Consider the following 25,192-nt stretch of genomic DNA (forward strand, 5'->3'; position numbering starts at 1 on the left):
GATCCGGCATGACGCTGGGGGGGAAACAGAGTCGGATTCTCACTTGAAAGTTCTGTGCGCGCCATCGTGGAAACTGCGCGGAAACATAAGCGGACTAACTTGACCGAATTCTGACAATTCGCTCGTAGGTTCGGGCCTGGACGCGACGGACGGTGACACATGGCCGTGAGTGCGGCACTGCGTGCGGCGATCACGCGAGCGCAGAATGCGGATCAACACAGTGAGCCCGTGTTCTCCCCGCTCCGTGGTCTCGGACGAGGACGTCTGACCCCGATCGACCTGTTGGGGCAATCACTTTCCACGATCGCTCCGGCAACGGGAATGGTGTTCATCGCCCTGTGGATGATCACCTACAGTCCCGGCTACGTCGGGTTGGCTGCGATTGCTGCGACAACTTCGGCGGTGTTTCTCGTTGCGTTCTGCATCACTCAGTTCACGCGGAGACTGGCCGCAGCAGGATCGCTGTACAGCTTCGTCTTCCAAGGCTCCGGTATCCGGGCGACACTGACGGCGGGCGCCGCACTGGTACTCGGGTATCTCGGAATCTCGGTTTCGGTTTTCTCGCAGGCGGTTCCGAGTCTGCTCGATACCATCGCCATTGTCGGCCCCGACGTGCGAGGGCCTGCCGCGACGGTGATCACGACGGTGGCGATTGCCCTGGCCGTCGCGTGGATTGCAGTGCGAGGCGTCCGGTTCGCCACCCGAGCGATCCTGGTCGTCGAAGCGTGCTCGTTGATTCTCATCGTCGTGGTCATGCTGGCGACGCACAGTGACACGACAACTGCTGTTGCCCTGCCGAATCCGTCGCTGAGCGCTGTGCCGTTTCTCGCCATGCTGACGGTGCTCAGCATGGCGGGCTTCGAAAGTTCGGCCTTCTTCGGCCCGGAAGCGAAGCGACCACTCATCAGCGTCACACGCACGGTTCTCATTTCGCCGATCATCTGCGGGGTCCTCTTCGTTTTTGCGGCCTGGGCGGCGATGACCGGCCACGGCGCGACGATCGTCGGAGCGTACTTCGAGGGAACGGCATCGGGGGCCAGCGCGGAGGTGGTTCTGGCAGTCAAGATCGGAATGACGTGTTCCTGGTTCGCATCCACTCTCGGTTGTGCGCAGGCGGGTTCGCGGTTGTTGTATTCGATGGGGATCGAACGGGTACTGCCTGCGCCGCTCGCTCGCGTGCACAGACGGTTCCGCACCCCGTACGTTGCGGTACTTGCGTTCGTCGCGGTAAGTGCGGCGGGAGTATTCATCTATTCGGATACGGTTCGCGACGATTCGGGATCCTTCGACGGCGTGGTGGAGACCGCGTTGGTCTGCGCTTACACGCTGGTGGCCTTTGCTTCGTGGAAGTTCTTGCGCCGAATCGGGGAACATACTTCGCTGACCCGGATATGCACCGTATCCGTGAGCGTCGCCGGTGCCGGTCTACTGGTCTACATCGTTCTCGACGGTGCGGTTCACGGGATGTGGGCACTGCCGATCGCTGCTCTTGCTGTTGCTGTGTCGGGGACAGTGTGGAGTTCATTGCTTCGAAGAGCCAGACCGGAAAGCCTTCTGATGGTCGGCGCTTTCGACAGCGTCGAGACGGCGGACCTGTTGCCCGGTGCGGGCACTCTGCTGATCGACGGTGACGGGCGAAGGCGACTCGTTCCGGATCGTGGGACCGCCGAGGGTAACTCGCCGGAGCATGGGCGGTGACCGCGGACCGTGCAACCGCTGGTCCACGATCAGGCAAACAGATCGGCGACGAGACCCACTTCAGTGGACAACAACCGCGTGCGGTCCAGAAGGCGCTGGGGATGCTCGAGGCGGTGGCTCATCTGGGACCGGGAACAACCGCGAAGGAGATCGCCACTTTTGCAGGCGTTCCATCGGCCACGGCGTACCGGATGCTGAATCTGCTGGTGGCGGAGGGCTTTCTCGTGCGGGTGCCGGACCTGTCAGGGTTCGCGTTGGGGCGTCGGACTGCCGAGCTCTCGCATGCGGCGTCGTCGAGTGGTCCGGCGCCGACGCTGCACGAGCGCGTCGAGGACATGCGGACACACACGAGGTTCGGATTGCACGTCGCCTCATTCGCTGGTGGGCGCTTGAGGTTCGTCGACAAGGATCCGGATCACGAGATCATCGGAATAGCGGCACTGGCCAAGAACCTTCACGCGAATGCGCTGGGGAAGGTTCTGTTGGCGCACGACGAGCGGCTGCTTTCGGGTTTGGAACTTCGCCGGGTCACGGAGTTCACCCTCGGTGATTTCGATGCGTTGTATGAGCAGTTGAGGTCTGTTCGCCTGCAGGGTTTTGCATTCGAGAACCAGGAATGTCGCCTGGGTCGATCCGCAGTGGCAGTACCGGTTCGAGATCACGCAGACCAGGTGGCCGGCGGGTTGTGTGTTCAGGGAGCGAGCGGGCGAGTGACGGACGAGGATCGAGAGTTGGTCGGTTTCCTACTCGATTGCGCGCGTCAGCTCACCGGATTGCTCTGACGTCACACGCGCAGGCTCAGGGGGAGCCCGGCGGTCATCAGGACCACGGACTCCGATTCACTGGCGATGCGGCTGTTCACCAGACCGAGTAGATCGCGGAACAGTCTCCCGGACTTCGTGTCCGGGACGACGCCGCTTCCCACTTCGTTCGTGACGGCGACAATCGGAACCGGACAGGCGGTCCAGGCGTCGGCCAACCGGTCGATATCTGCGTGGACGTCGCTGAGATCTTCTGTCGCCCACGCCTGATGTCGGTCCAGACGTGCGGTCAGCCACGTGCCGAGGCAGTCGATCAGGATCGGTGTTGTTGCGGCCACGAGAATTTCGGCGACCTCGGAGGTCTCCACCGTCGTCCACGTCGGCGGCCTCCGCGCGCGATGCGACGCAATTCGTTCGATCCAGTCGGGATCGTCGTCCAGCGGATCCCCGGTGGCGATGTACGTGACGTGCCGGTAGCCGGCAAGCAGGCCCTCCGCGTAAGTGGACTTGCCCGAGCGAGCGCCACCGGTGACCAGAGTTCGATGGCTCTGTCCTACCCCGATCTCGAGCACAGCTCCATCCGGAACCGCTCGCGCCCCTGACACACGAAGTGCTTCCGAGAGTTCGTTTTCGACGGGGTTGTGGTGCCCGAGGTGTACGGCGACCACATCGGTTCGATCGGTGATCGCGTCGCAGTTGCGGAGCCGCAACACCGTCTCCGCGAAACTCGACAGATCGTGGTGCCCGGTGCCGTGGTCGGTCTTGTAGCCGAAGGTCTCTTCGAGAAAGACGGCGTCGAAACGCGCGTCGGCAAGGGCGTCGACAATTGATTCGGGCAAAGGCCCGGTGTCGGTGGCCCAGAAGATTCGGGTTCCGGATGCGTCGGTGATGTCGTAGAGAAGGGTGGGTACTTCGTGCGCGGCCTCGAGTGCGCGAACACGATAGGTGCCCAACATGATCGACTGGTCGGTCTCGAGCGGTGTGAAGGTCACCGGATCGTCCGGGCCTACCCAGTCTCGGCAGAGATCGAGCGCGTCGGGTGGTCCGAGAACCTGTAGTGGTTCGGTGCGCGAGGCCCAGGACCGGAACAGCAATGCCATCGGGCCGAGGTGATCGGGATGCGAATGCGTCAGCAGGATGTGTTCGACGTGTGCCAGCGTGCGACCGAATCGCGACGCGGCACGCGGTACTTCCGGACCACAATCCAACAGGATTCTGTTGTCCACCAGGGCAGCAGTGTGCCCGCGAATGGTTCCACTCGACAATGCTTCCAGGCAGGAAGGGCAGGTACAGAACGGGTTCGGCCAACCGTCAGCAGCACCGGTGCCGAGCAACATCATTTCCATCAGCGGGTGCCCTCCTGCCGAATCGGAACAACTATGGGACCGCTGGGCCGGTCCAGGATTTCGACCCGAGCTCCGTACACGCGGCCGAGGAGGTCTGCCTCCAGCACCGATGAGGGAGTGCCGTCGGCAACGACGCTGCCCTTGTCCAGCAACACGATTCGTCGACCGTACTGTCCCGCGAGAGTGAGGTCGTGCATCGCGGCGATGACCGTGATGTTGTCGGCTTCACGCAGTTCCTCCACCAAGTCGAGAACCTGCTGCTGGTGACCGATGTCGAGCGCGCTGGTGGGTTCGTCCAGGAGCAGTACCTGCGGTTCTTGAGCCAGCGCCCGAGCCAGGACCACGCGCTGCAATTCGCCGCCGGAAAGTTCGGTGGCTCGTCGATCTGCGAACTCGGTGAGGTCGAGCCTCTCGATCACCGAAGAGATCACCGAACGGTCAGTGGCGGTTTCGGTTCCGAAGCGTCGTAGATAGGGAGTGCGGCCGAGCGCAACCAGTTCCTTGACCGTTGAGCCCTCGGGTACTACCGGACGCTGAGGCATCAACGCGACGACGGCGGACATCGCCTTGCGGCTGGAATTGCGAGGACTCAGTCCCCCGACCGAGAGCTCACCGGTAGACGGAATCAATCCAGCGAGGGCATGCATCAAGGTTGTCTTGCCGGCGCCGTTCGGCCCGACCACGGCAACCCAATCGCCTGGTGTCACATCGAGATCGATGCCGTCGACGACGTCCTTGCCGCCGAGGTTGACTCGGAGGTCGCGGCACCGCACTGCGCTGTCGGTCATGCCGAGACCCGGCTGCGGCGCAGAACCAGAAGAAAGAACGGAGCGCCGATCATCGCGGTCACAACTCCGATGGGGAGTTCGGCCGGTGCCATGACCGTGCGGGCGGCAACGTCGGTGAGGACGAGAAACGCCGCTCCGAGCATGAGTGACAGGGGGAGAAGCAGCCGATGAGACGGGCCGACGACCAGTCGAACCGCATGGGGAACAACGATTCCGACAAAGCCGATGAGTCCACTTGCACTCACGACCGCGGCCGTTCCCAGAGTTGCGGCGAGCACCAGCACCAGGCGTGATCTGGCCGGGTCGACGCCGAGGCTGGCGGCTTCGACGTCACCGACGGCCATCACGTCGAGTACACGCCGGTGTACCAGGATGACGGCTGAGGCCAGCGCAACGTACGGCAGGACAACCAGAACTTCCGACCAACCGTCGGTGGACAGTCCGCCGAGTAGCCAGGAATAGACCTCGCGCAGTGAATCGTCGAACCGCTGCTGAACAAAAGTCTGCGCTGCATTCGTGAACGCTGCGACTGCGACACCGGCGAGGATGATGACTACCGCGTTCTGCGGCCCGCCAATGCTTCGACCGAGCGAATAAGTTGCGAACACTGCCAGCACACCACCGACGAAGGCGGCCATGGGAATTCCGAACATGCCCAGCGCTCCACCCGAAACGATGGCGAGGGTTGCGCCCAGTCCGGCTCCGCTGGAAACTCCGAGGAGATACGGATCCGCCAAGGGATTTCGGAACACGCCCTGGTAGGCGGCGCCGGCTACCGCCAACATTGCTCCGACCAACGCGCCCAGGACTACTCGCGGAAGCCGGATCTGCCAGAGAATCGCCTGCTGTGTTGCGGTGAGGCCGGAATCGAGGTGGATGCCGGGTATTCCGTCCAGAAGTTCGAGAATGGTCCGATCAGGCGTCAATCCGGCCGGCCCCACCAGAACACCGATCAGCAAGGCAGCGCACAGAATGAGCGCGGCGCCGAGCAGAACGGCGGTCCGATGTTGGGAGATACCGGCTTTGATCATCGAGTGCTCAGGCCGCGGGAACTTGGGCAACGATGGCCGCGACGGCCTTCACCTGGTCGGCGACACGAGGTCCCCAGCGGCTGGAGAGGTCTTCGTCGAGCACATGGATCTGGTTGCCGGTAACCGCTTTCATGCCGCTCCACCCGGGTCGAGCGGCGACGGATTCTGCTGTCACTCCACAGCATTGGGAGTCTGCGAGAAAGATGAGATCGGGATTGGCCTGTACCACGAATTCGGCGGACAACTGCGGATAGTCACCCTGCCCCGCGGCGTCGGCGATGCTCTTCATTCCGAACAGCGAGTAGATCTGCCCGACGAAGCTCGAACTCGTGACGGTGTAGAGCGAGGAGTCGAGTTCGTGGAAGTACGTCAGCGGCTGTTGGCGCGCAGGAACACTGGCGACAGCGGCGTCGATGTCCGAGCGCATGGTGTCGACAACTTCGGTGCCCTTGTCTTCGTGGCCGGTGGCCTTCGCGACGCGCTCGATTTGGGCGTAGACGTCGTCGATGCTCGTCGCTGCCGGTAGTAGGAGTGTCGGCACCTTCGCCTTTTGCAGTCCGGAGACAAGATCGTTCATGTCATCCGATGCGATCACCAGATCCGGTGCGTAGCCGAGGATGGCTTCGACGTTCGGTTGAAAGCCCGAGAGATCGGTGACCGGGATACCGGCCGGGTAGTCGGACTGATTGTCGACGGCCTTCACCTGATCGCCCGCGCCGACGGCCCACAGGGTCTCGGTGGCGCTGGGACTGAGTGACACGATCGACTGCGGACGTGACTCGATGGTGATGTCCGTGCCGGAATCCGTGGGACCGGAAACAACAGTCACCGGGAACGAGCCGTCCGAGGCCGCTGTGGTTGCGGGTGCATCGGACGTCGAGCTACTGCACGCACCGGCAAGCAGTGCGGTGCTCACCGTCAGTGCTGCAAGTACAGATCTGAATTTACGTGTCGGCCGAGTACTCACAGCCACCCCTCCGCTAGTGGTGAAGGGTCGCGAGCAGCGCGGCCGCGAGGCGAAGCGCCACGAGCGGTCCTTCGTCCGAGAACCATCGTGTCGCCACGAGGCCGGTGACCTGACTCGTTCGCCTCGAGTAGTGACGGGCGAATTCACAGTTGCGTCGACAGTGCCGGGGTTTCACCGAACTTCACACGAGCAGCGTGGCACCCCGGTGAACCGGGGCATCTGCACTTTACAGGGGTCGTCTGGCTTGACCCGGGAGGTCAAGGCAGGGTAAATGTCTATTCCACTAATGAACTAGTGAAAGGGTTCGGATGATCGACTTCCGTATCGACCGCCGATCCGGCATTCCCACTTACGTGCAATTGGTCCTTCAGGTGAAGCAGGCGCTCAGGCTCGGTGATCTCCAAGTCGGGGATCGGCTGCCCACAGCCAAGGACGTCGTGGGAGCGCTCGCGATCAACCCGAACACAGTCCTGAAGGCCTACAAGGAACTCGAGCGCGACGGACTTGTTGCTCCGCGGCCCGGATTGGGCACGTTCGTCGTCAAGTCCCTGGCCAAGCCCGGTATGGCGGAAAGCTCTGCGCTACGGCGCGAGTTGGCGCGTTGGGTGGCAGATGCCGTGGCCGCTGGACTCGAGCGCACGGACATCGAAGCACTGGTGAGTTTGGAACTCGAGAAGACGTTCATCGAAACGGATCCGTCCGGAAAGCAGGGGGAGACATCATGACTGCGCAAGAATCGGCACTGACAATGCAGGACGTGGACAAGCGCTTCGGCAAGAAGAAGGTGCTCGACGCCTGCACATTCGAGATCGCAACAGGAAGCATCACTGCCCTGGTCGGGGTGAACGGCGCCGGTAAGTCCACGCTGATGTCCTTGGCGGTCGGGTTGACGATGCCTGACCATGGTTCGATCTCCGTCCTGGGCAGCACGCCGGATCAGGACGGCATCTGCCCAGGCCTGTCGTACCTCGCTCAGCACAAGCCGCTGTATCCCAAATTCACTGTTGCAGAACTTCTTCGATTCGGCGCATATACCAACGACGAGTGGGATGCGAAGTACGCTCTGGATCTGGTGGAGCGCGCTGGGATTGCTCTCGATGCAAAGGCGAAGACTCTGTCACCAGGTCAACGAACCAGGGTTGCACTGGCTTTGGCGCTGGGGCGCAGACCGCAGTTGCTTCTACTCGACGAGCCCTTGGCGGATCTTGATCCCGTGGCGCGGCGGTCCGTCGCGACCACTCTGCTCGAAGACGTTGCCGAGTACGGCACCACGGTTCTGTTGTCTTCACACATCGTCTCCGAATTGGCAGACGTCTCGGATCGACTTCTTCTGCTGGGCGGCGGAAACGCGAGATTGTCCGGTCCGTTGGATGAATTGATCTCTGCCCATTACGTATTGATCGGGGACGGCGACCCCTCGGACGTGGTCGGCGCCGGTGCGGTCATTCATACCGACAAGGGGATGCGGTCGAATTCTCACGTGGTGGAGGGAATCCGTCCGAGCCCTCGGGCCGGCTGGGTGATCGACGACGCAACTCTCGACGACGTGGTGCTCGGGCACCTGAGCGCAGAAACGATGGTGGCGGCATGATCTGGGTTACGTGGCGGCACCACCGGACATCGCTCGTTGTGTCGCTTGGATTCATCGCAGCTTTGGCTATGGCAGCGATAGTCGGCGGGATCGGAACTCGAAGTAGCTTGGGTACAGAGGGCCGAGGAACGTACTTCGGGTGTGTCGGGGTCGGATGGGACTGCTGGGCGGATACCGCCGTTACCGGCGTGAACACGATCGCCGCCGCCTTACCGGTACTACTCGGGGCGCTGGTGGGCGCGACGGTATTCTCCCGCGACATCGATCAGCAAACACATGTTCTCGGTCTGACGCAGTCGGTGAGTCGAGCACGATGGTTCTGGATGCGAGTCGTTGTTGTCTTTCTTCCGCTCACTGCCGCAGCCGCGATTCTCGGTTTCATTCTCGAAGCCGCTCGGGTTGGATTCGAGAGTTGGAGTTATGTGGTCAACGTCGGACCCGTTCAGTCGTACGGAATGAGTTCGATGCTCTTCCCTCTGTTCAATTCCAGCGGAATCGTCTTGGGTGCATACACTTTCATGGCGTTGGTCGCCGGAGCTGCGGTATCACTGCTGGTGCGATCACCCATCGCCGCGGTGGCCGTCACCTTGGTGGCCGTCGCAGGTTTGATGGTGGGATTTCAGAATCTGGCACGGCCGCACTATGCCGAGCCGACTGTGCTGACGCAAGGTATCGACCACGACACCTTCTACGCAACTTACGTCATGGACTCCTCGATGGCGTGGGTGATACGGAGTGGATACACCGATGCCAACGGGAAGCCGGTCGAGATCGACTATCAGGCGTGCACTAACGATACAGCCGGCAATGAATACGATCAGCGATCCGACGAGAGTGACGTGGATTTCTATGTTCGCCAGAAAGCCTTCTTGGCCCAACTCGACGCCGAATATCGTGCGTGTGTGCTCGCGCAGGGAGTGGACCACTACGAAACCTGGTACCACTCGGTCGACCAGGTCAGACGATTCCAATTCACGGAAGCTGCACTCGTCCTGATCCTTTCGGGATTGTTCCTCCTGCCTGCGCTCTGGGGTCTACGACGTCTCAAGCCGTGACTCAGCGGGCGACCGGCGCGACCGTCAGCTGGTTGATGTTCGCGCCGGTCATCGAGCAACCCTTGGTGGGGTAGGCGAGGAAGACCGAGTCGTAGCTGTTGGGTGGGTAAACCCTCAGTCCCGCAACGTCGGTCACGCCGCACTGATCTGCCGGGTAGTTCTCGACGTTCGTAGCTCGCACCAAAGACGTTGCGGCAGAGCCAGGGGCAAGGGAGACGAGTGAACCGGATCCGGAGCGGCCGGCTGCAGCACCCACTTCGCTTCCGGACGCTCCCGTGACATACGAGACGCCGGGGAAACCGTCGAGCGTGCACGTGCGGCCGCCCGTGTTGGTGAAGACCACCGGAAGCTCCACAGAACCGGCGGCGCCACTCGACTCGCCGAGGGTGACGTTCAGTTCCCCGATCGCGCAGCCTTCGGGATTGGGTGCCGTCGAGGTTGTCGTTTGGGTGTGGTCGGTATGGGTCGTCGAAGGTGAAGCGGTGCCGGTCTGGGTCGTCGGCGCAGAGGCGGTCGTCGTTGAGGCGGGTGCCGGTGAACTCTCGGCCGTTCCCGTTTCATCCGAGCCGCAACCGCTGAGAAGGGCGAGAGCAGCAAGTGGAGCCGCCAACAAGCCGACGTTGCGCATGCGGTTCGAATTCATCGCTCTGTACTCCTCAGGCTGGTCGACAACTGTTTCCGAACATCCGTGTCCGGTATATCCGAGTTTTAAGCCGGATGTGCAGAAACGAATCAGGCTCGCCGGTGATCAGGACCTACTTCCCGGATGGATTGCCGTTGCGGATCTAGCATGAGAAATGACCTGTCCGGATCGCGACCACCGGGAGTAGCGCATGTTCACCTTCACCAGCGACGACGGAGTGGTCATTCATGTCCACGAATGGCCCACCGAGCAGGAACCTCGAGGGGTTGTTCAACTCGCGCACGGTATGGGTGAGCACGCAAAACGCTACGCACACGTTGCCGAAGCCCTGAATGCTCGCGGTTTCCACGTCTACGCGGCGGACCACCGCGGCCACGGTGAGAGCATGCACGCCGGCCCAGGCAACATCGGCGACGACGGCTGGAACCGCTTGGTGGCAGACATGGTGACCCTCACGGGCATCATCCGCGACAACCACCCCGGCCTGCCCGTCGTACTGCTCAGCCACAGCCTCGGTTCGTTCGCTTCGCAGCAGTACATCCTCGACCATTCACACCTGATCGACGCCGTCGCACTGTCGGGGACCACCGCGGTCGATCAACTCATCGAGAGCCTCGTCAACGACGGCCCGGACGTCCTCGCCCAGTTCAACGCCGAATTCGAACCGGCCCGTACTCCGCACGACTGGCTCAGCCGTGACGAAGCGCAGGTGGATCTGTACATCAACGATCCACTGTGTGGTTTCAGCCTGGACGACGCCGGCATGGGCGGGCTTATCGCAGCTGGGCCGAGGTTCGTCGACGTCGAGGGCGTGCGACAAGACCTTCCGATCCTGGTCTTCGTCGGCACCTCGGATCCTCTCAACGCCGCACTGAGCCGTACCGACGTCGCAGTCGAACGGTACAACTCGGCGGGGATCGAAGACGTCACCTACTACACCTATCCGGGTGCCAGACACGAGATCTTCAACGAGACCAACCGCGACGACGTCATCAACGATCTGACGACGTGGATGGACCGAGTACTCGAAGCGTGACCGCCTCACCGGAAAGGGGAACACGATGTCCACAGTTCCGGCCGCACGACCCGATCCAGACCCGCGAGATGTCAAGCGCTGGAGACGATACCTCGCCGACGAACAAGCCGAGGCCGCCGTCTACCGAGACCTCGCGAGTAGGCGCAGCGGCGAGGAGCGCGAAATCCTTCTCGCACTGGCCGACGCGGAGGGGCGACACGAGGCGCACTGGCGAGCGCTACTCGGCGATCACGTCGGCAAACCACTTCGCGGCGATATCCGCACTCGGATACTGGGCTTTCTGGCCAGGCGCTTCGGCTCCGTCTTCGTGCTCGCTCTTGCGCAGCGCGCGGAGACGCGATCCCCGTATCCCAACGACGCCGACGCGACTGCATCGATGGGCGCGGACGAGAAGATCCACGAAGAAGTGGTGCGGGCCTTGGCCACTCGGGGTCGGAACAGACTTTCGGGGACGTTTCGTGCCGCCGTCTTCGGAGCCAACGACGGCCTCGTCAGCAATCTCGCTCTTGTACTCGGCATCAGCGGTAGCGGCGTCTCCAACCAGATCGTTCTGATCACCGGCATGGCCGGGCTTCTGGCCGGCGCCCTGTCGATGGGTGCCGGCGAGTACGTTTCAGTCCGCTCTCAGCGAGAGTTGTTGGAAGCGTCCAATCCTGGTCCCGCGGCCAGCGAAGCTGTCGGCCTGCTCGACGTCGACGCGAACGAATTGGCCCTGGTCTACCGGGCCCGCGGTATGTCCGCCGAGGAAGCGGACCAGCGCGCCGCCGAGGTCCTCGCGAACAGCACCTTCGGCGCCGCGGACGTTGTCGACGACCATGAAGCCGTCGGAACCGGGTTGGGCGCAGCGGCGGCAAGTTTCTGCTTCTTCGCCTCGGGCGCAATCATTCCGGTGCTGCCGTATCTGTTCGGCCTGGAAGGCATGACGGCTCTGATCGTCGCATCTGTTCTCGTGGGGATCGCGTTGCTGACGACGGGCGTTGTGGTCGGGTTGCTCTCGGGCGGGCCGCCATTCAAGCGGGCGCTACGCCAACTTGCGATCGGCTACGGCGCTGCCGGCGCGACGTATCTGCTCGGCATGTTGTTCGGGACTTCGCTCTGAGCGTCGGCTTACGCGCGTAGGGCGGGATCGCGGTGAGCCGGATCGATCCGAACCGGAATCTGGCACACCACGGCCTCGGTGTGTTTGCGCAGTGCATGAGCGATCTCATCGGTCCGTTGGCTCGGGAGGAACCGGTGCCATCTGGTCGCCGGGTCGATGGTGGCGACGACAACAAAGGTCTCTCGGTGGGGGAAGTGTGTGCGGATGTATCGGGCGAGGGTGTTCCCCACGGAATTCTCGGTGTCCTCGATGACGATCAAACGCGAATTCGGGTGTCGGGCTTGCCATCGGCGTGTGAAGTCCGTCGTCGATTCGTGGGCCAGGCAGACTCGAATTGCGATGGGCTGTGACGACATCGCCGTTGCCGCGGCCATCGCGCGGGTGGAGAGCGACGTAATTTCGGACACCGGTACTAGGACCGCTGGTTTGTATCCGATAGACAGAGAATCGTTCTCACCCTGAACGGTTAACCGCGTACCGATATGTGTGTACGCACCGCGGATGCGTTCCATACCGAGGACAAGCGCAGGGAGGGCGAGAGCGATCAGCCAGGCTCCCTCGGTGAACTTCATGGCGGTGGTCACCACTGCTGCGATCGAGGTCAACACTGCGCCGAAACCGTTGAGCGCTAGGCGCCACTTCCAGCCCGGCGTCTGTTCGGCGAGCCAGTGGCGCACCATGCCGAACTGCGCGAGCGTGAATCCGATGAACACACCGATGGCGAACAGCGGCACCAAGGTGTTCATGTTTCCGCCGGATCCGATGAGCAGGAGAGCACCGACGCCACCGAGCGACAAGACGCCGTAAGTGAAGACGTCGCGCGTCGACTTCCGGCTGAAGCGGTGCGGGAGCACGTTGTCGTCGGCGAGGATTCGCATCAGGTTCGGAAGTCCGCCGTACGAGGTATTCGCGGCCAACGCCAACAGAATCACAGTGGAGAATTGGACGACGTAGTAGCCCACACCATTTCCGAGGGCAGCGGAAGTGAGTTGCGACAGGACCGTTGTTCCAGGGACTGGGGCCAGTGAGAACTTCTCGATCAACACGGCAAGGCCGATCAACATGGTGCCCAACAGGATTCCCAGAGCTACTTCGGCACGCTGAGCGCTACGCACGCGAGGCTTCTTGAAACTGGGTACCGCGTTGGCGATGGCTTCGACACCGGTCAATGCGGCGCAACCACTCGAAAATGCCTTGAGCAGAAGGAGAATGCCGATCGTGTGTGCGTTGTCGACGACGAAGGGAGCCGTTGCGGCAGCAGGGTTTTCCCGAAGCAGTCCGGCACCGATCACCGTGAAGATGCTGACGACAAAAACCACGGTGGGCAACATGAATACCCGCGCGGAATCTGCGATGCCCCGCAGATTCAGTGCCGTGATGCCGCCGAGTATCGCCAGTGCGATCCAGACCGTGTAGGGAAGAAGCGCAGGGAAGGCGGAGGTCAGAGCCGCGACACCGGCTGCGATCGATACCGCGACGTTGAGGGTGTAGTCGACGATCAACGATGCGGCGGCAGTCAGGCTTGCGCGAGGACTCAGATGCTTCTTCGCGACGGCATATGCGCCACCGCCTTCGGGAAATGCGGCGATCACCTGGCGATACGACGCCACCAGGACCACAAGCAGCACGGCGATGGCGATCGTCACCGGCACGGTGAACCCGATCCCCGCGCCGCCGGCGAGGGCCAACACCAACACGATGGCTTCTGGCCCGTACGACACCGAGGCCATCGCGTCGAGCGAAAGCCCTGCCAGTCCGGTTGCGACGGAGAGCTTCTGATTCTCTGGCCCACGGGCCGGGCGGGTCGTCGACGATATGACTCCACGGTGTCCGAGTATCACTGCATGTCTCACCGAGTCAGTATCGTCATTTCCCGTAGCTCTGAGACTGATCTTGACGATGCTTTGACGCGATGGCCCGCAAATCTGTACGGGTTCACAACGGGGGTTCGAGTCGCGGGAAGCCTTGTGACAGCTGATCAATCCAGCGAGCGCGCTTGGCGAGAATATCGCGGTTCCGAGACTCCGATTGGGCGGCGACGTGCGAAAGTAGGTCGCGAAGTCGGCCCAGAACGAGTGGCGAGTTCGATGCCGAGGCTATGACGTCGTCCAGTCCGGTTCTGACGAAGCTCGTGAAGTCGGGCAGTGGAATCACCACACGCAGATCACCACGCTCGTCGACGGCCCGGATCGAATCTGCGCGTACGGAGGCCACCAGAGAGAGGAGGTCCTCGATCTCGTCCAGAGCCTGCACGGCCGTCGCAGGATCGTTGATAGCGGGTGAGAGCGCTCTGAGCGCGATGTCAGCCAACAACCGAATCGCGAGTAGGGGGTCCTGGGTGAAGGTCCGCTCACTCCCACTGACCAAGGCGTCAAGGATCGCGTTGGCGGGCATGGGTCCGCCGTAGACGTCGGCGAGCGGCAATCCGTCTCGCAGCGTGCTACCCGGCGACACTCGGAGGACCACCATGGATCGGCAGTTCCGAGCGTTCTGCAGCAGATCTTCGACGAGGATCTGCTGCAGAACGGCCGGCGGTCGATGCCACTCGATTGTCGTGATCACCGGAAGTGTTGGTAGAGGCGGCAACTCCAGATCGGTGGTGGGGTACACGGCGGCGAAGACTGCTCGGCCACGACTCGAGATCGTGGTCAGTACAGGAGCCAACTGGATGGCCGAGAATGCGCGCAGCTGGAGCAGTCTGATCAGCGTCAGCGTGGCCAAGAGTGCCAGCACTGCGAGACTTGGCACAACCACGGACACATCCGTTTCGTTGCTGATGGCGAGCGCCGCCGTGATGTCGAAAACCGACTGGCCCATCGCGAAGGCAAACGTCCGCCACACGATGGGGTCGTCGCGGAACAACAACAAGCGAGGAGTGAAGGTGGTCGCGGCCCATTGGACGACGAGGAACAGCAGCGAGAAGATCACTGCCACTACACCTAATAGCCCCAGTCCGAGGGCAACGAGCATCTCGCTGACCTGACGGGCAGGAATCGTCGGGCCGCTCCGGACGTACGGCATCCCCAGTCCGGCAGCCAGTCCCACGACGACGCACAGGATCTGGGTCAGGCCGGCACGTACACGGCGCCGGGGGACGAGGAAGGCATGCCCGATCGGGGTGGGAGCGAAACGTCCGGGCTGATCCACACTTCAAGCCTCCACGCTGCGGCAATGGTGCGCCTTCACCCGAAACGGATGATGTCGACGTCGTCGTGATCCTGAAACGCTTGAAAGAGCCATGTGAGAGACAGAAGGCGAGACGTCATGACGGATCCGACAGACCAGAGCCGCGCCGTACTACCGATTCCGGATCGACAACATCTTGGTCTGGTGACGTACGACGCGAAGGATCCGGACACCGAGTTTCCACCGATCACTCCGCTACTACCGCCGGCCGGCGCACCCAATGTTCTGGTGGTCCTGTTGGACGACGTGGGATATGGCGCGAGCAGTGCCTTCGGAGGACCAGCGGACACACCGACTGCTGAGCGATTGCAAAGTAATGGGCTCACGTACACGCGGTTTCACACGACGGCACTGTGTGCTCCGACCCGCGCCGCTCTTCTGAGCGGGCGCAACCATCATTCGGTCGGCATGGGATCGATCACCGAAACCGCTACCTCGGCTCCTGGTCTTTCCGGCCTGCGGCCGAATACCAAAGCCGCACTGCCGATGACGTTGAAACTCAACGGATACTCGACGGCGCAGTTCGGCAAGTGTCACGAGGTTCCGCCGTGGCAAACATCCCCGGTGGGACCGTTCACGTCGTGGCCGACGGGAGAAGGCGGATTCGAGCATTTCTACGGATTCATCGGCGGGGAGAACAACCAGTATTACCCGGCGCTGTACGAGGGCGTCGCGCCTGTCGAGCCGGACAAGACACCGGAGGAGGGTTACCACCTCACTGAGGACCTTGCCGATCACGCGATCGACTGGGTTCGGATGCAGAAGTCATTGGCTCCGGACAAGCCGTTCTTCGTCTACTTTGCACCCGGCGCCACACATGCACCGCACCATGTTCCGAAGCAGTGGGCCGACAAGTACGAGGGCCGGTTCGCAGGAGGTTGGGACGCTCAACGCGAATCGATTCTCGAGCAGCAGAAGCAGCGGGGGGTCGTTCCCGCGGATGCGGTCCTCACCCCGCGTCCCGAGGCCATCCCGGCGTGGGAGGACATGAGTGAGGAGATGAAGCCCGTCCTCGAACGCCAAATGGAAGTCTATGCAGGATTTCTCGAACACACCGATTTCCATGTCGGCCGGCTTGTCGATGCGATCGAAGAACTCGGAGCTCTCGACAACACTCTCGTGTACTACATCATCGGAGACAACGGAGCATCCGCAGAGGGGACGATCAACGGCGCTTTCAACGAGATGGCCAACTTCAACGGACTCGCCGCCATCGAAACACCCGAGTTCATGGCGGAAGTGAAAGACAAATTCGGTACCAAGGACGCATACAACCACTATTCCGTGGGGTGGGCGTGGGCAATGTGTACGCCGTATCAGTGGACGAAACAGGTTGCGTCACACTGGGGTGGCACCCGTAACGGGACGATCGTGCACTGGCCTGCAGGGATTCGGACCAAGGGGGAGACGCGGTCGCAGTTCACCCACGTCATCGACGTTGCACCGACGATCCTCGAAGTCGCGAAACTACCGGAACCGACCTTTGTCAACGGCGTCCAGCAATCACCCATCGAGGGGACCAGCATGGTCTACACCTTCGACGACGCCGAAGTCGCCGAACGTCACGATCTGCAGTACTTCGAGATGGCCGGCAACCGTGGAATCTATTACAAGGGTTGGAGTGCGGTCACCAGGCACAGCACTCCGTGGCTTTTCGCGGAGGCACTCCCCGCTCTCGACGACGACGTGTGGGAGCTCTACGACGGGTCTCAGGATTGGACGCAGTCCAAAGATTTGGCGGCCGAGTTGCCGGAGAAACTCGCTGCACTGCAACGCTTGTGGTTGATCGAAGCAGTCAAGTACAACGTGCTTCCGATCGACGACCGAAGATTCGAGAGGTTCAACCCTCACATCGCGGGGCGTCCGCAGTTGGTGTCCGGGAATCGACAGGTTCTGTTTCCCGGAATGAAACGGCTGAGCGAGCACAGCGTGCTGAGTATCAAGAACCGATCATTCAGTGTCACAGCAGCAGTCGACGTCGCGGATGGCATTACTGCCAACGGTGTGATGATCGCGCAGGGAGGCAGATTTGGTGGCTGGGCACTTTACGCGCGGGAAGGCCGCGCCAAATTCGTCTACAACCTATTGGGCATGACCGAGTTCGTCATCGGTTCCGACGTTGACATTCCGGCAGGATCACACCAGATCAGAGCTGAGTTCACCTACGACGGAGGTGGTCTCGCGAGAGGCGGTGGGGTCACGATCTATCACGACGGTCGCGAAGTGGGCTCAGGTCGCGTCGAGCAGACGCAACCGATGGTCTTCTCCGCGGACGAGACCACCGACATCGGGGATGACTACGGCATGCCTGTCAGTGTTGATTACAGTGGCGCAACCACATTCAACGCACGTATCGACGTCGTGCAGATCGATGTCGGTGACGACGACCATACCCACCTCATCGATCCGGAGGAGGTGGCGCGAGTGGCGGTGTCCAGACAGTGATTCCACAGGCAAGAGCAGCAGTCACAATCTCCTGAGGGAGGGTCGCAATGCCGACCGTCATCCGAACTGTTCACGATCTGGTCCGCCACGCGCGGGGGCCGACGCACCATCACCACCATCAATCCGTGCACGAGGCGCGGCGAATGCGTGCCCACCACATTCTGGTCACGCATTCGCTCGTCTGATTTCGGAGCTACAGGTCGCGCGCCAATGCTCGTCCGGCTGCGCGGCCCGAGAAGATGCAGCCGCCGAGGAAGGTCCCCTCGAGTGCGCTGTAACCGTGGACTCCGCCGCCGCCGAAGCCCGCGACTTCACCGGCTGCGTACAGACCGTCGAAGACACTGCCGTCGGCCTTGATGACCTGCGAATCCAGGTTGGTTTCCAAGCCGCCGAGGGTCTTGCGTGTGAGTAGGTGCAACCGGACCGCGATCAGTGGGCCGTTCTTGGGGTCCAGGATCTTGTGCGGTGCAACGACGCGCACGATCTTGTCTGCCAACAGATTACGGGCACCGTGGATGGCGGTGACCTGGAAGTCCTTGCTGTACTTGTTGTCGACTTCGCGGTCGCGGGCGATCATCTCGCGTTCGATGTCCTCGTAGTCGAGGAGCGGTTCGTCGGTGAGGGCGTTCATGCCGTCGACCAGATCGCGAAGGTTGTTGCGCACCACGAAGTCCGCGCCCTTCTGCTTGAACGCCTCGACCGGTCCCGGCGCGCCCTTCTTGATTCGTTCGAGGAGGAGCTTGAAGTCGCGGTTGGTGAAGTCAGGGTTCTGTTCCGATCCCGAGAGTGCGAACTCCTTCTCGATGATCTTCTGGTCGAGGATGAACCACGTGTACTCGTGGCCGCTGTCGAGGATGTACTTGAAAGTTCCCATCGTGTCGAAGCCGGGGAAGTTGGGGACCGGCAGACGCTTGCCGGTGGCGTCGAACCACATCGAGGACGGTCCGGGGATGATTCGGATTCCGTGGTTGGGCCAGATGGGATTCCAGTTCTGGATGCCTTCGGTGTAGTGCCACATGCGGTCGCGGTTGACGATGTTTCCGCCCGCGGATTCGGTGATTTCGAGCATGCGTCCGTCGACGTGCGCCGGTACTCCCGTCAGCATGTGCTTCGGAGCCGTGCCGAGTCGCTCCGGCCAGTTCTTCTTCACCAGTTCGTAGTTGCCGCCGATTCCACCGGAGGTGACCACGACGGCCTGTGCGGCGAACTCGAATTCGCCGATGGGGGTGCGTGAGCTCTTCACACCGCGCAGATCACTGGAAGGTTCGAGGACGGTTCCTCGTACACCGGTGACCGCGCCATCGGTGACCACCAACTGATCCACCTGGTGGCGGTGCTTGAACGTGACAAGGCCACGTTTCTGGGCAGCTATGACCTTGGTCAGAAAGACATCGACGACGCCAGGTCCGGTGCCCCAGGTGAGGTGGAAGCGCGGCACCGAATTTCCGTGTCCGAGAGCCATTCCGCGGCCGCGTTCGGCCCAGCCGACATTCGGCATCAGGCGAAGCCCCAGATCGTGCAGGTACTGACGCTTGTCGCCCGCTGCGAACTCGACGTACGCCTTGGCCCACTGACGCGGCCAGTGATCTTCGCGCTCACGGTCGAATCCGGCTGTGCCCATCCAGTCCTGCATCGCCAACTCGAGGGAGTCCTTGATGCCGAGTCGGCGTTGTTCGGGGCTGTTCACGAGGAAGAGTCCGCCGAGAGACCAAAATGCCTGCGCGCCGAGGTTGGCAGCGTTCTCCTGTTCCACGACAAGGACTTTGCGGCCCGCGCGCGTCAGTTCGTAGGTGGCGACCAGTCCCGCCAGCCCTGCCCCGACAACGATGACGTCAGCTTGTTCGCTCACGACAACTCCTCTTCCGATTGGTTGTTCTGGATTATTTCGCTGTAGGACAGCAGAATTCGAGTGAAGATATCGCGGCGCAGTGCAAAGGCGGCGTTGGTGTCGGTATCGACGAGGCACTGCACGCTGGTGCCGTCGTGCACTGCAACCAATGCCCGTCCCAACGCCGTCGGGTCGCCGACGATTGTTCGCCCGACATCGCTGAGTGCGGACTCCACAATGGGCAACAGGGTGCGAAGGATCGCGTCTTCACGGTCGGCAAGGGCTTTGCGAAGTGCCGGGTTACGGAGCGCGTGGGCTGTGAATTCCGCGTTGATCCGGTACCACTGCGGGTCGACCGGAACCACCGCCACGATCCGGGCGACAGCGGCATGGATGTCGACGATGTTACCGGCGGTGATCGACTCCGTCGCCAGCCGTAGATCGGCGAGCATTGATGCAGATCGCTGCTCCCACATCGCGAAGAACAATTCGTCGAGTGAATCGAAGTTGGAGTAGAACGCGCCTCGGGAGTATCCGGCGCGTTCGCAGATCTGCTCGACCGTGGCGTGCCCGAACCCGGATTCGGAGAAGACATCTGCAGCCGCGTCGAGCAGACGCTGCCGGGTCTGACCACGGCGTTTGGTGACACGCTTGGCCGGCGAGTTGTCCGTTCCAGTCGTCATCGGCGCCTCCGTCAGGGTGGGACCCCAAACGATACACCGATGTATCCGATGCGCAGGCGTATCTCGATCTATTCTTCTTCGCAGGTATTTCTATGCATATCTAGTAAATGTGCAAGATAGGTGAATATTCAGATGTGATCGCTACAGATGCAGATCACGCTTCCTGATCGCCGCAGTGGCGACGACGCTGATCGCCGAGGTGGCCACCAGATATCCACAGGCCAGCCACGGTGAACCGCCGGTGGCGCCGATCAGTGCAGTAAGGATCAGAGGTGTGACGCCGGAGGCGTAGATGCCCGAGAACTGGTAGACGACCGACAACCCGGTGTACCGGATTTCTGTGGGGTAGAGGCTCGCATACAGCGTTCCCTGGGCGCCGTAGAACAAGGCATGAATCACTCCGAAGACCACGACCATCGCGACTCCGAAGAGCAGGAGATTCTCGGTACCGAACAGTGCGAAGGCGGGGAAGATCGCGAGGCCGTACGCGGCGATACCCACGATGTAGACCCGTTGCGGGCCGAACCGATCAGTGAGTGAACCGGAAAACGGCAGCAAGATCGCCATCACTACTGCGGCCACGGTGACCACGAGAAGTACCGGAACCTTTTCGAAATGCAGAGTCTTGGTTGCATACGTGATTGCAAAGACGCCCCAGGTGTTGAACGCGGCGCCCTCGCCCCAGCGAGACAGCATGCCCAGTACGGTGTTTCGCGCGACTCTTCCTTGAAAGACTTCCCTGAGCGGGGCGGACGAGCGTTGTTCGAGGTCGCGAACGGCCTGAAATGCCGGCGTCTCGTCGACCTTCAAACGGACCACCAACCCTACGATCACGAGCACCAAGCTGAGAACAAAGGCTATGCGCCAGCCGAAACGGAGAAACTGTTCGTCGTCGAAGACCGTTTGAAGTAGTGCGAACATTCCTGTGCCCAAAGCCAAGCCGAGAGCCAGTCCGATCTGCGGGATGCTGCCGAACAGCCCGCGCTTCTTCTCCGGACTGTGTTCGACCGCCAGAAGAACGGCTCCGGCCCACTCACCACCGAGAGCAAATCCCTGCAGGATACGAAGCAGCAGAAGCAGAATCGGTGCAACGACCCCGATTTGAGCTGCGGTCGGAAGGACACCCATGAGCGCCGTCGCGATACCCATGATGAACATCGTGAGGGCAAGCGTTTGCTTGCGCCCGATGCGATCGCCGATGTGACCGAACACCACTCCGCCGATGGGGCGAACGAGAAAGCCGACCGCGAAGGTCGCAAAAGAAAGCATGGTCCCGACAAAGGAACTCTGGTTGGGGAAGAACAGTTGGTTGAAGACGAGGCTCGCGGCCGTCGCATAGAGGAAGAAGTCGTACCACTCGACCGTCGTGCCGAGCAGGCTCGCGGCGACGACGGTTCTCAGTCTGGATCGCCGCTCGTCGTCGGTCTCGTTCGAGAACGGTGAATTGTGCTCGACTTCGGCAAACGTGGTCATCGGAGCCCCCGGGTCGCGGTGCAAATTCACGAAGGTATCGCCGGAGCCGAAAGTGGGCACCCGTAGCGATCAGGGTGATTTCAACCCTGTTCTTCGAGGTGGACTGTGGTTGTAATGACAGAAGAGTTCTGCCTGTTTGTCGACGAAAGGAATCACCGTGTCACTGCGCTTCCACTGGTTCTTGCCTACTTACGGTGATTCCCGGAATCTGATGGCGGGTGGGCACGGCAGCTCGATGTCCGGTGATCGTCCGGCGACGCTGAAATACCTCAATCAGATCGGCGCGGCCGCCGAGACGAACGGCTTCGAAGCTGTCCTCACGCCGACCGGCGCGTGGTGCGAAGACGCATGGCTGACGACGGCGATGATGCTCGAGACCACCGAGACACTCAAGTTTCTGGTTGCTCTGCGCCCGGGATTACTCAGCCCCACGCTTGCCGCTCAGATGGCCGCAACCTTCCAATGGCAGTCGGGCGGTCGTCTGCTGCTCAACGTCGTGACCGGCGGGGAGGACCACGAGCAGCGCACGTTCGGTGACTTCCTCGACAAGAACCAACGGTACGCACGATGCGGCGAGTTCCTAGACGTGATCCGCCAGTTGTGGTCCGGTAACGGTCCGGTTGATTTCTCCGGCGAGTACGTCAACGTGGAAAAGGCTATGCTGCAGCGTATTCCGGACCCGGTACCGCCCATCTTCTTCGGTGGATCGTCGCCGGCGGCCGGAACCGTCGCATCGCGTTACGCGGATACGTATCTCACCTGGGGTGAGACGCCGTCCGCTGTTGCCGCCAAGATCGCCTGGATTCGCGACCTCGCGGAAGTTCAAGGTCGTCACCTCGACTACGGAATCCGTCTGCATGTCATCAGCCGGGACACCTCGGAACAGGCATGGGCAGAAGCGGATCGGCTGCTCAGTGCGCTCGATCCGGCGACCGTCGAGCAGGCTCAGGCGAGTCTTGCGCGATCCGGCTCCGAAGGTCAGCGTCGGATGCTTGAATTGCACGGCGGCGGTTCGGCTTACAAGGAAGACGTCGGAGCGAGGTCGCTGGAGATTGCGCCGAACCTGTGGACCGGCGTCGGATTGGTGCGAGGGGGTGCAGGCACCGCATTGGTCGGTTCGCACCAAGAAGTGGCTGATCGGATTGCCGAGTACGCGGCGATCGGTCTGGATCACTTCGTATTGTCGGGCTATCCCCATCTCGAAGAGGCGTATCAGTTCGGTGAGGGCGTGCGTCCGATCCTCGAAAAGCGTGGATTGGTAGCACCGCACGGTTCGGTCGGCGGACCGGTGCGAACGCCCTTCGTCTCCAGTGGGAACTGAGTCGAACAGCGAGCTCTTCGAGAAGGGGACGTTTGTCCCGATCTTTCGGGCACGGCCTCCCTCCGGGACTATTCACGCAATTCGGTCAGTAGATCCGTTCTAGGCTGCGCACTGTTGCCGAACTCAAGGCGCAGTACGAAAGGATCCTCGATGAAGCTGGGCACGAGTGGAGTACGTCGCGTCGTGGGAACCGTGGCAGTCGCCGCTGCAACCGCGGCAGGCGTCGCGATGGTCAATCCTGCAACTGCGTCGGCCGAGGTGGTCCCGCCGGTCGTCTCGTACAAGGTGACCGGAAACGATCTGGCACTGACGATCACGAACAACAACACGGGCATTGCCCCGTTGTGCCAGGCGTTTGTCGTCAACGCCGCGGATTCTGCTGCCGTGCTTGATGATCCGCTCAAGCTGCTCGATCCGAACCTTGTGGTGTACCCCAAGATCACCGACCCGTCCTCACTGTTCGCCGTCGGTAAGGGGCAGACGGTCACCAACACCGTGACCGATGTTCCGGACGGAACCTACGCCGTGCTCGGTGCGTGCTCCGATCTTCTCGATCTGGAGACGTTGGGTAAGCCTGTTCCTGGCGTGCCGAGCCTCGTTGTCATCGGTGGACCGTTCAGCGGCATCAATACCGGAAGCCTGAGCGACCTGTTCGGCAGCGGCAGCCTCGAAGGACTTTTTGGGTAGCTCACCGTCTGTCTCCCCAATTTTCCGACTGAGCGGTCTATTCTTCAGGCATCTGGTGATCTGACCGACTTGCCTGGAGGTTCGGAAATGCGAAGTCGTGGATTCAAACGCGTTCTCGGAAGCATTGTCGCGGCGTCGGCCGCCGTCGTGGGACTTGTTGTCATGACTCCGGCGACGGCGTCGGCAGCACCGGCGATTCTTCCGCCTCCGGTATCGGTGAGCGCAGCGGACAATGCGATCACCTTCACCATCACCAACCCGAACCCGCGGTTCAGCTTCATCAACTGCACGGTGGCGATCCTCAATGCCAGGGATGTCCCCGACGTGGTTCGCGATCCGGCAAAGCTGCTCCAGCCTGGCGTGTTGGTGTACCCGACCGTCAGTAACATCCTCGATCTGTTTGCCGTTTCGCCTGGGCAGACGATCACGCGGACCGTCGGTAATCTGCCGGCCGGGGTTTACGCCGTTGCGGGAGCGTGCGTTCGACTGCTCGATCCGACCAACCCCACTATCGCGATTCCGCAGGCAGTTGTGGTCGGCGGCTGGTTCGAGGGCGCGGGAACCGGAAGTCTCTCAGGATCTTTGGAGGATCTGGGATACAACACGGTCCAGGACTTGATCGACGCGTGGAATCGGATCAGCTCGGGAAGCAGCGGCGGTAGCTTTCAGTTCGAGTACCAAGGTGGCTCGGATTTCGAGGTAGTGGGTCCCACGTCGTAGTAGGTGCAACTCACTTGCGTGCACGATGACGCCGCACCGCGTCGCGGTTCGCGCACGTGGGGGAGCAGTACCGCTGATTGCCGTTGCGGGAGGTGTCCGCGTAGATGTTGGTGCACTCGTCCAGGGTGCACCGCCCTAATCGGTGCATGCCGCGGCCGACGAGGTGTAGCGCCGTGCCTACCGAGAAGAGTGCCTTGAGGACCTCGGCGAGCGACTGTTGGGGATCGCGGTAGTGCAGATGCCAGCCGTCGTTCGCGTGGTTGGTCATGCGCGGATACGCCGACGCTTGCTCGAGCATGACGTTCACCAGTTCGGCGCGGGCTGCCTCCTCCGTGACGTCGACGATTTTCGACCACTCGATCAGAAGGTCGAGGGTCTCGTCGAGGTCCTTCTCGGCGATGGGGAAATCGAGAATGATGCCTGCATCGACGCAGCGTTCGACGAGTTCGGCCAAGGTCTCGGGATTTCGATTGGCCAGGTCGGCGGCCAGCGTCACCGCATATTCGCCGTAAGGGTTGAGATGCACAATGCCATTACATCATGCTCGTCGTATGAAGAAAACAGATTTCGCGCCGATAAGTTGCATCCACCGCTGGGAGATCGAATCTCGGCATCGGACCAGCGAGGGGACGGTCACCTACCTGCGCTGCCATTGCGGGTCGTGGCAGACCTTGCTCGCCGAATGGGTGTCGGGCGGTGCGGGCTCGGCCGTCGCTGCGCCGATCAAGGTCAGGTCCAGGTAATGGTCAGCTAATCGCTCCGTTTTGCCTCGGGTGACATGGAACGTGTTCTAGATTCAGGGTTGTATGCCTCGGTATCGCGGCGCAGACTCTG

Annotated in this window: 24 protein-coding genes; 13 read left to right on the forward strand and 11 right to left on the reverse strand. The window is 61.8% G+C overall.

Translation table 11 applies throughout. The features are described from left to right. Positions 1-159: 159 nt before the first annotated feature. Both G4D79_RS08775 and G4D79_RS08780 read left to right on the forward strand, forming a co-directional pair. The gene (locus tag G4D79_RS08775) at positions 160-1,698 is read left to right on the forward strand and encodes an APC family permease (RefSeq protein WP_099698390.1); all 1,539 of its coding nucleotides are present in this window, start codon (positions 160-162) and stop codon (positions 1,696-1,698) included. Next, positions 1,695-2,480, forward strand: coding sequence for an IclR family transcriptional regulator (locus G4D79_RS08780; protein WP_020909339.1), 786 nt, complete (start codon positions 1,695-1,697; stop codon positions 2,478-2,480). Before G4D79_RS08775 ends, G4D79_RS08780 begins: the two co-directional genes overlap by 4 nt. A gap of 2 nt (positions 2,481-2,482) precedes the next feature. Here the strand turns inward: G4D79_RS08780 and cobU are convergent, their stop codons facing one another. From cobU to G4D79_RS08800, 4 genes are read right to left on the reverse strand one after another with little or no spacing between them, the layout of a single operon-like run. Beyond that, positions 2,483-3,805 (reverse strand): bifunctional adenosylcobinamide kinase/adenosylcobinamide-phosphate guanylyltransferase, encoded by a 1,323-nt coding sequence (gene cobU, locus G4D79_RS08785; protein WP_099698389.1) that lies wholly within the window; start codon positions 3,803-3,805, stop codon positions 2,483-2,485. Beyond that, positions 3,805-4,593 carry an ABC transporter ATP-binding protein gene (locus G4D79_RS08790; RefSeq protein ID WP_050657036.1) on the reverse strand — a complete coding sequence of 263 codons (789 nt, stop codon included), beginning with the start codon at positions 4,591-4,593 and terminating at the stop codon, positions 3,805-3,807. Before G4D79_RS08790 ends, cobU begins: the two co-directional genes overlap by 1 nt. Then, positions 4,590-5,624, reverse strand: a complete 1,035-nt coding sequence (locus G4D79_RS08795) for an iron ABC transporter permease (protein ID WP_019745569.1) — start codon at positions 5,622-5,624, stop codon at positions 4,590-4,592. The genes G4D79_RS08790 and G4D79_RS08795 overlap by 4 nt, the downstream gene beginning before the upstream one ends. Positions 5,625-5,631: 7 nt before the next feature. After that, positions 5,632-6,591 carry an ABC transporter substrate-binding protein gene (locus G4D79_RS08800; protein ID WP_003940083.1) on the reverse strand — a complete coding sequence of 320 codons (960 nt, stop codon included), beginning with the start codon at positions 6,589-6,591 and terminating at the stop codon, positions 5,632-5,634. A gap of 308 nt (positions 6,592-6,899) precedes the next feature. On the opposite strand from G4D79_RS08800, the gene G4D79_RS08805 reads away from it, so the two are divergent. The 3 genes from G4D79_RS08805 to G4D79_RS08815 are packed head-to-tail and all read left to right on the forward strand — an operon-like array spanning position 6,900 to position 9,237. Next, complete coding sequence (locus G4D79_RS08805) at positions 6,900-7,316, forward strand: GntR family transcriptional regulator (protein ID WP_003939899.1); 417 nt, start codon at positions 6,900-6,902, stop codon at positions 7,314-7,316. Then, the gene (locus G4D79_RS08810; RefSeq protein ID WP_099698388.1) at positions 7,313-8,182 is read left to right on the forward strand and encodes an ABC transporter ATP-binding protein; all 870 of its coding nucleotides are present in this window, start codon (positions 7,313-7,315) and stop codon (positions 8,180-8,182) included. The genes G4D79_RS08805 and G4D79_RS08810 overlap by 4 nt, the downstream gene beginning before the upstream one ends. Continuing rightward, positions 8,179-9,237 carry an ABC transporter permease gene (locus G4D79_RS08815; RefSeq protein WP_235867926.1) on the forward strand — a complete coding sequence of 353 codons (1,059 nt, stop codon included), beginning with the start codon at positions 8,179-8,181 and terminating at the stop codon, positions 9,235-9,237. Before G4D79_RS08810 ends, G4D79_RS08815 begins: the two co-directional genes overlap by 4 nt. A gap of 1 nt (position 9,238) precedes the next feature. On the opposite strand, the gene G4D79_RS08820 is transcribed toward G4D79_RS08815, so the two are convergent. After that, on the reverse strand, positions 9,239-9,880 hold the full coding sequence (locus G4D79_RS08820) for a DUF4232 domain-containing protein (RefSeq protein ID WP_042447085.1): 642 nt from the start codon (positions 9,878-9,880) through the stop codon (positions 9,239-9,241). Between the two features lie 190 nt (positions 9,881-10,070). Between G4D79_RS08820 and G4D79_RS08825 the strand changes: the two genes are divergently transcribed. Continuing rightward, positions 10,071-10,916: an alpha/beta hydrolase gene (locus tag G4D79_RS08825; protein WP_099698387.1), complete on the forward strand. Its 846-nt coding sequence runs from the start codon at positions 10,071-10,073 to the stop codon at positions 10,914-10,916. Positions 10,917-10,941: 25 nt separating this feature from the next. Then, the gene (locus G4D79_RS08830) at positions 10,942-12,015 is read left to right on the forward strand and encodes a VIT1/CCC1 family protein (protein ID WP_007729922.1); all 1,074 of its coding nucleotides are present in this window, start codon (positions 10,942-10,944) and stop codon (positions 12,013-12,015) included. Between the two features lie 8 nt (positions 12,016-12,023). Here the strand turns inward: G4D79_RS08830 and G4D79_RS08835 are convergent, their stop codons facing one another. Together G4D79_RS08835 and G4D79_RS08840 are read right to left on the reverse strand one after the other, a co-directional pair. Then, positions 12,024-13,856 carry an APC family permease gene (locus tag G4D79_RS08835; protein ID WP_030536516.1) on the reverse strand — a complete coding sequence of 611 codons (1,833 nt, stop codon included), beginning with the start codon at positions 13,854-13,856 and terminating at the stop codon, positions 12,024-12,026. 94 nt (positions 13,857-13,950) lie between these two features. Next, entirely contained in the window at positions 13,951-15,162 is a 1,212-nt protein-coding gene (locus G4D79_RS08840) for a DUF2254 family protein (protein WP_099698386.1), read from the reverse strand. A gap of 117 nt (positions 15,163-15,279) precedes the next feature. On the opposite strand from G4D79_RS08840, the gene G4D79_RS08845 reads away from it, so the two are divergent. Both G4D79_RS08845 and G4D79_RS08850 read left to right on the forward strand, forming a co-directional pair. Then, positions 15,280-17,646 (forward strand): arylsulfatase, encoded by a 2,367-nt coding sequence (locus G4D79_RS08845; RefSeq protein WP_064073879.1) that lies wholly within the window; start codon positions 15,280-15,282, stop codon positions 17,644-17,646. A gap of 47 nt (positions 17,647-17,693) precedes the next feature. Beyond that, positions 17,694-17,831: a hypothetical protein gene (locus tag G4D79_RS08850; protein WP_156525015.1), complete on the forward strand. Its 138-nt coding sequence runs from the start codon at positions 17,694-17,696 to the stop codon at positions 17,829-17,831. 8 nt (positions 17,832-17,839) lie between these two features. Here the strand turns inward: G4D79_RS08850 and G4D79_RS08855 are convergent, their stop codons facing one another. The 3 genes from G4D79_RS08855 to G4D79_RS08865 all read right to left on the reverse strand — a co-directional run bounded on the left by G4D79_RS08855 (position 17,840) and on the right by G4D79_RS08865 (position 21,630). Next, on the reverse strand, positions 17,840-19,495 hold the full coding sequence (locus tag G4D79_RS08855) for an FAD-binding dehydrogenase (RefSeq protein WP_099698385.1): 1,656 nt from the start codon (positions 19,493-19,495) through the stop codon (positions 17,840-17,842). Continuing rightward, entirely contained in the window at positions 19,492-20,157 is a 666-nt protein-coding gene (locus tag G4D79_RS08860; RefSeq protein ID WP_042924910.1) for a TetR/AcrR family transcriptional regulator, read from the reverse strand. The genes G4D79_RS08855 and G4D79_RS08860 overlap by 4 nt, the downstream gene beginning before the upstream one ends. A gap of 141 nt (positions 20,158-20,298) precedes the next feature. Further along, the gene (locus G4D79_RS08865) at positions 20,299-21,630 is read right to left on the reverse strand and encodes an MFS transporter (protein WP_099698394.1); all 1,332 of its coding nucleotides are present in this window, start codon (positions 21,628-21,630) and stop codon (positions 20,299-20,301) included. Between the two features lie 157 nt (positions 21,631-21,787). Here G4D79_RS08865 and G4D79_RS08870 point away from each other — a divergent pair, with 157 nt between their 5' ends. From G4D79_RS08870 to G4D79_RS08880, 3 genes are all read left to right on the forward strand, one after another. After that, entirely contained in the window at positions 21,788-22,951 is a 1,164-nt protein-coding gene (locus tag G4D79_RS08870; RefSeq protein WP_099698384.1) for an LLM class flavin-dependent oxidoreductase, read from the forward strand. 150 nt (positions 22,952-23,101) lie between these two features. Beyond that, positions 23,102-23,638: a hypothetical protein gene (locus G4D79_RS08875; RefSeq protein WP_007729952.1), complete on the forward strand. Its 537-nt coding sequence runs from the start codon at positions 23,102-23,104 to the stop codon at positions 23,636-23,638. 87 nt (positions 23,639-23,725) lie between these two features. After that, a complete protein-coding gene (locus G4D79_RS08880) occupies positions 23,726-24,358 on the forward strand; it encodes a hypothetical protein (protein WP_099698383.1) in 633 nt (210 codons plus the stop codon). A gap of 10 nt (positions 24,359-24,368) precedes the next feature. On the opposite strand, the gene G4D79_RS08885 is transcribed toward G4D79_RS08880, so the two are convergent. Beyond that, complete coding sequence (locus tag G4D79_RS08885) at positions 24,369-24,884, reverse strand: CGNR zinc finger domain-containing protein (protein ID WP_003940315.1); 516 nt, start codon at positions 24,882-24,884, stop codon at positions 24,369-24,371. A 25-nt stretch (positions 24,885-24,909) separates the two neighbouring features. Here G4D79_RS08885 and G4D79_RS08890 point away from each other — a divergent pair, with 25 nt between their 5' ends. Next, positions 24,910-25,101: a hypothetical protein gene (locus G4D79_RS08890; RefSeq protein ID WP_039973125.1), complete on the forward strand. Its 192-nt coding sequence runs from the start codon at positions 24,910-24,912 to the stop codon at positions 25,099-25,101. Positions 25,102-25,192: the final 91 nt, after the last annotated feature.

This window comes from Rhodococcus sp. WY5, assembly GCF_018588185.1.
Lineage (GTDB): Bacteria > Actinomycetota > Actinomycetes > Mycobacteriales > Mycobacteriaceae > Rhodococcus_F > Rhodococcus_F qingshengii.

Bases quoted from the DNA above. Each gene is read 5' to 3' on its own strand.
- G4D79_RS08775 (WP_099698390.1), top strand. From the start codon at position 160: ATGGCCGTGAGTGCGGCACTGCGTGCGGCGATCACGCGAGCGCAGAAT.
- cobU (WP_099698389.1), bottom strand. From the start codon at position 3,805: ATGGAAATGATGTTGCTCGGCACCGGTGCTGCTGACGGTTGGCCGAAC.
- G4D79_RS08790 (WP_050657036.1), bottom strand. From the start codon at position 4,593: ATGACCGACAGCGCAGTGCGGTGCCGCGACCTCCGAGTCAACCTCGGC.
- G4D79_RS08795 (WP_019745569.1), bottom strand. From the start codon at position 5,624: ATGATCAAAGCCGGTATCTCCCAACATCGGACCGCCGTTCTGCTCGGC.
- G4D79_RS08805 (WP_003939899.1), top strand. From the start codon at position 6,900: ATGATCGACTTCCGTATCGACCGCCGATCCGGCATTCCCACTTACGTG.
- G4D79_RS08810 (WP_099698388.1), top strand. From the start codon at position 7,313: ATGACTGCGCAAGAATCGGCACTGACAATGCAGGACGTGGACAAGCGC.
- G4D79_RS08815 (WP_235867926.1), top strand. From the start codon at position 8,179: ATGATCTGGGTTACGTGGCGGCACCACCGGACATCGCTCGTTGTGTCG.
- G4D79_RS08820 (WP_042447085.1), bottom strand. From the start codon at position 9,880: ATGAATTCGAACCGCATGCGCAACGTCGGCTTGTTGGCGGCTCCACTT.
- G4D79_RS08825 (WP_099698387.1), top strand. From the start codon at position 10,071: ATGTTCACCTTCACCAGCGACGACGGAGTGGTCATTCATGTCCACGAA.
- G4D79_RS08830 (WP_007729922.1), top strand. From the start codon at position 10,942: ATGTCCACAGTTCCGGCCGCACGACCCGATCCAGACCCGCGAGATGTC.
- G4D79_RS08845 (WP_064073879.1), top strand. From the start codon at position 15,280: ATGACGGATCCGACAGACCAGAGCCGCGCCGTACTACCGATTCCGGAT.
- G4D79_RS08850 (WP_156525015.1), top strand. From the start codon at position 17,694: ATGCCGACCGTCATCCGAACTGTTCACGATCTGGTCCGCCACGCGCGG.
- G4D79_RS08860 (WP_042924910.1), bottom strand. From the start codon at position 20,157: ATGACGACTGGAACGGACAACTCGCCGGCCAAGCGTGTCACCAAACGC.
- G4D79_RS08865 (WP_099698394.1), bottom strand. From the start codon at position 21,630: ATGACCACGTTTGCCGAAGTCGAGCACAATTCACCGTTCTCGAACGAG.
- G4D79_RS08875 (WP_007729952.1), top strand. From the start codon at position 23,102: ATGAAGCTGGGCACGAGTGGAGTACGTCGCGTCGTGGGAACCGTGGCA.
- G4D79_RS08880 (WP_099698383.1), top strand. From the start codon at position 23,726: ATGCGAAGTCGTGGATTCAAACGCGTTCTCGGAAGCATTGTCGCGGCG.
- G4D79_RS08890 (WP_039973125.1), top strand. From the start codon at position 24,910: ATGAAGAAAACAGATTTCGCGCCGATAAGTTGCATCCACCGCTGGGAG.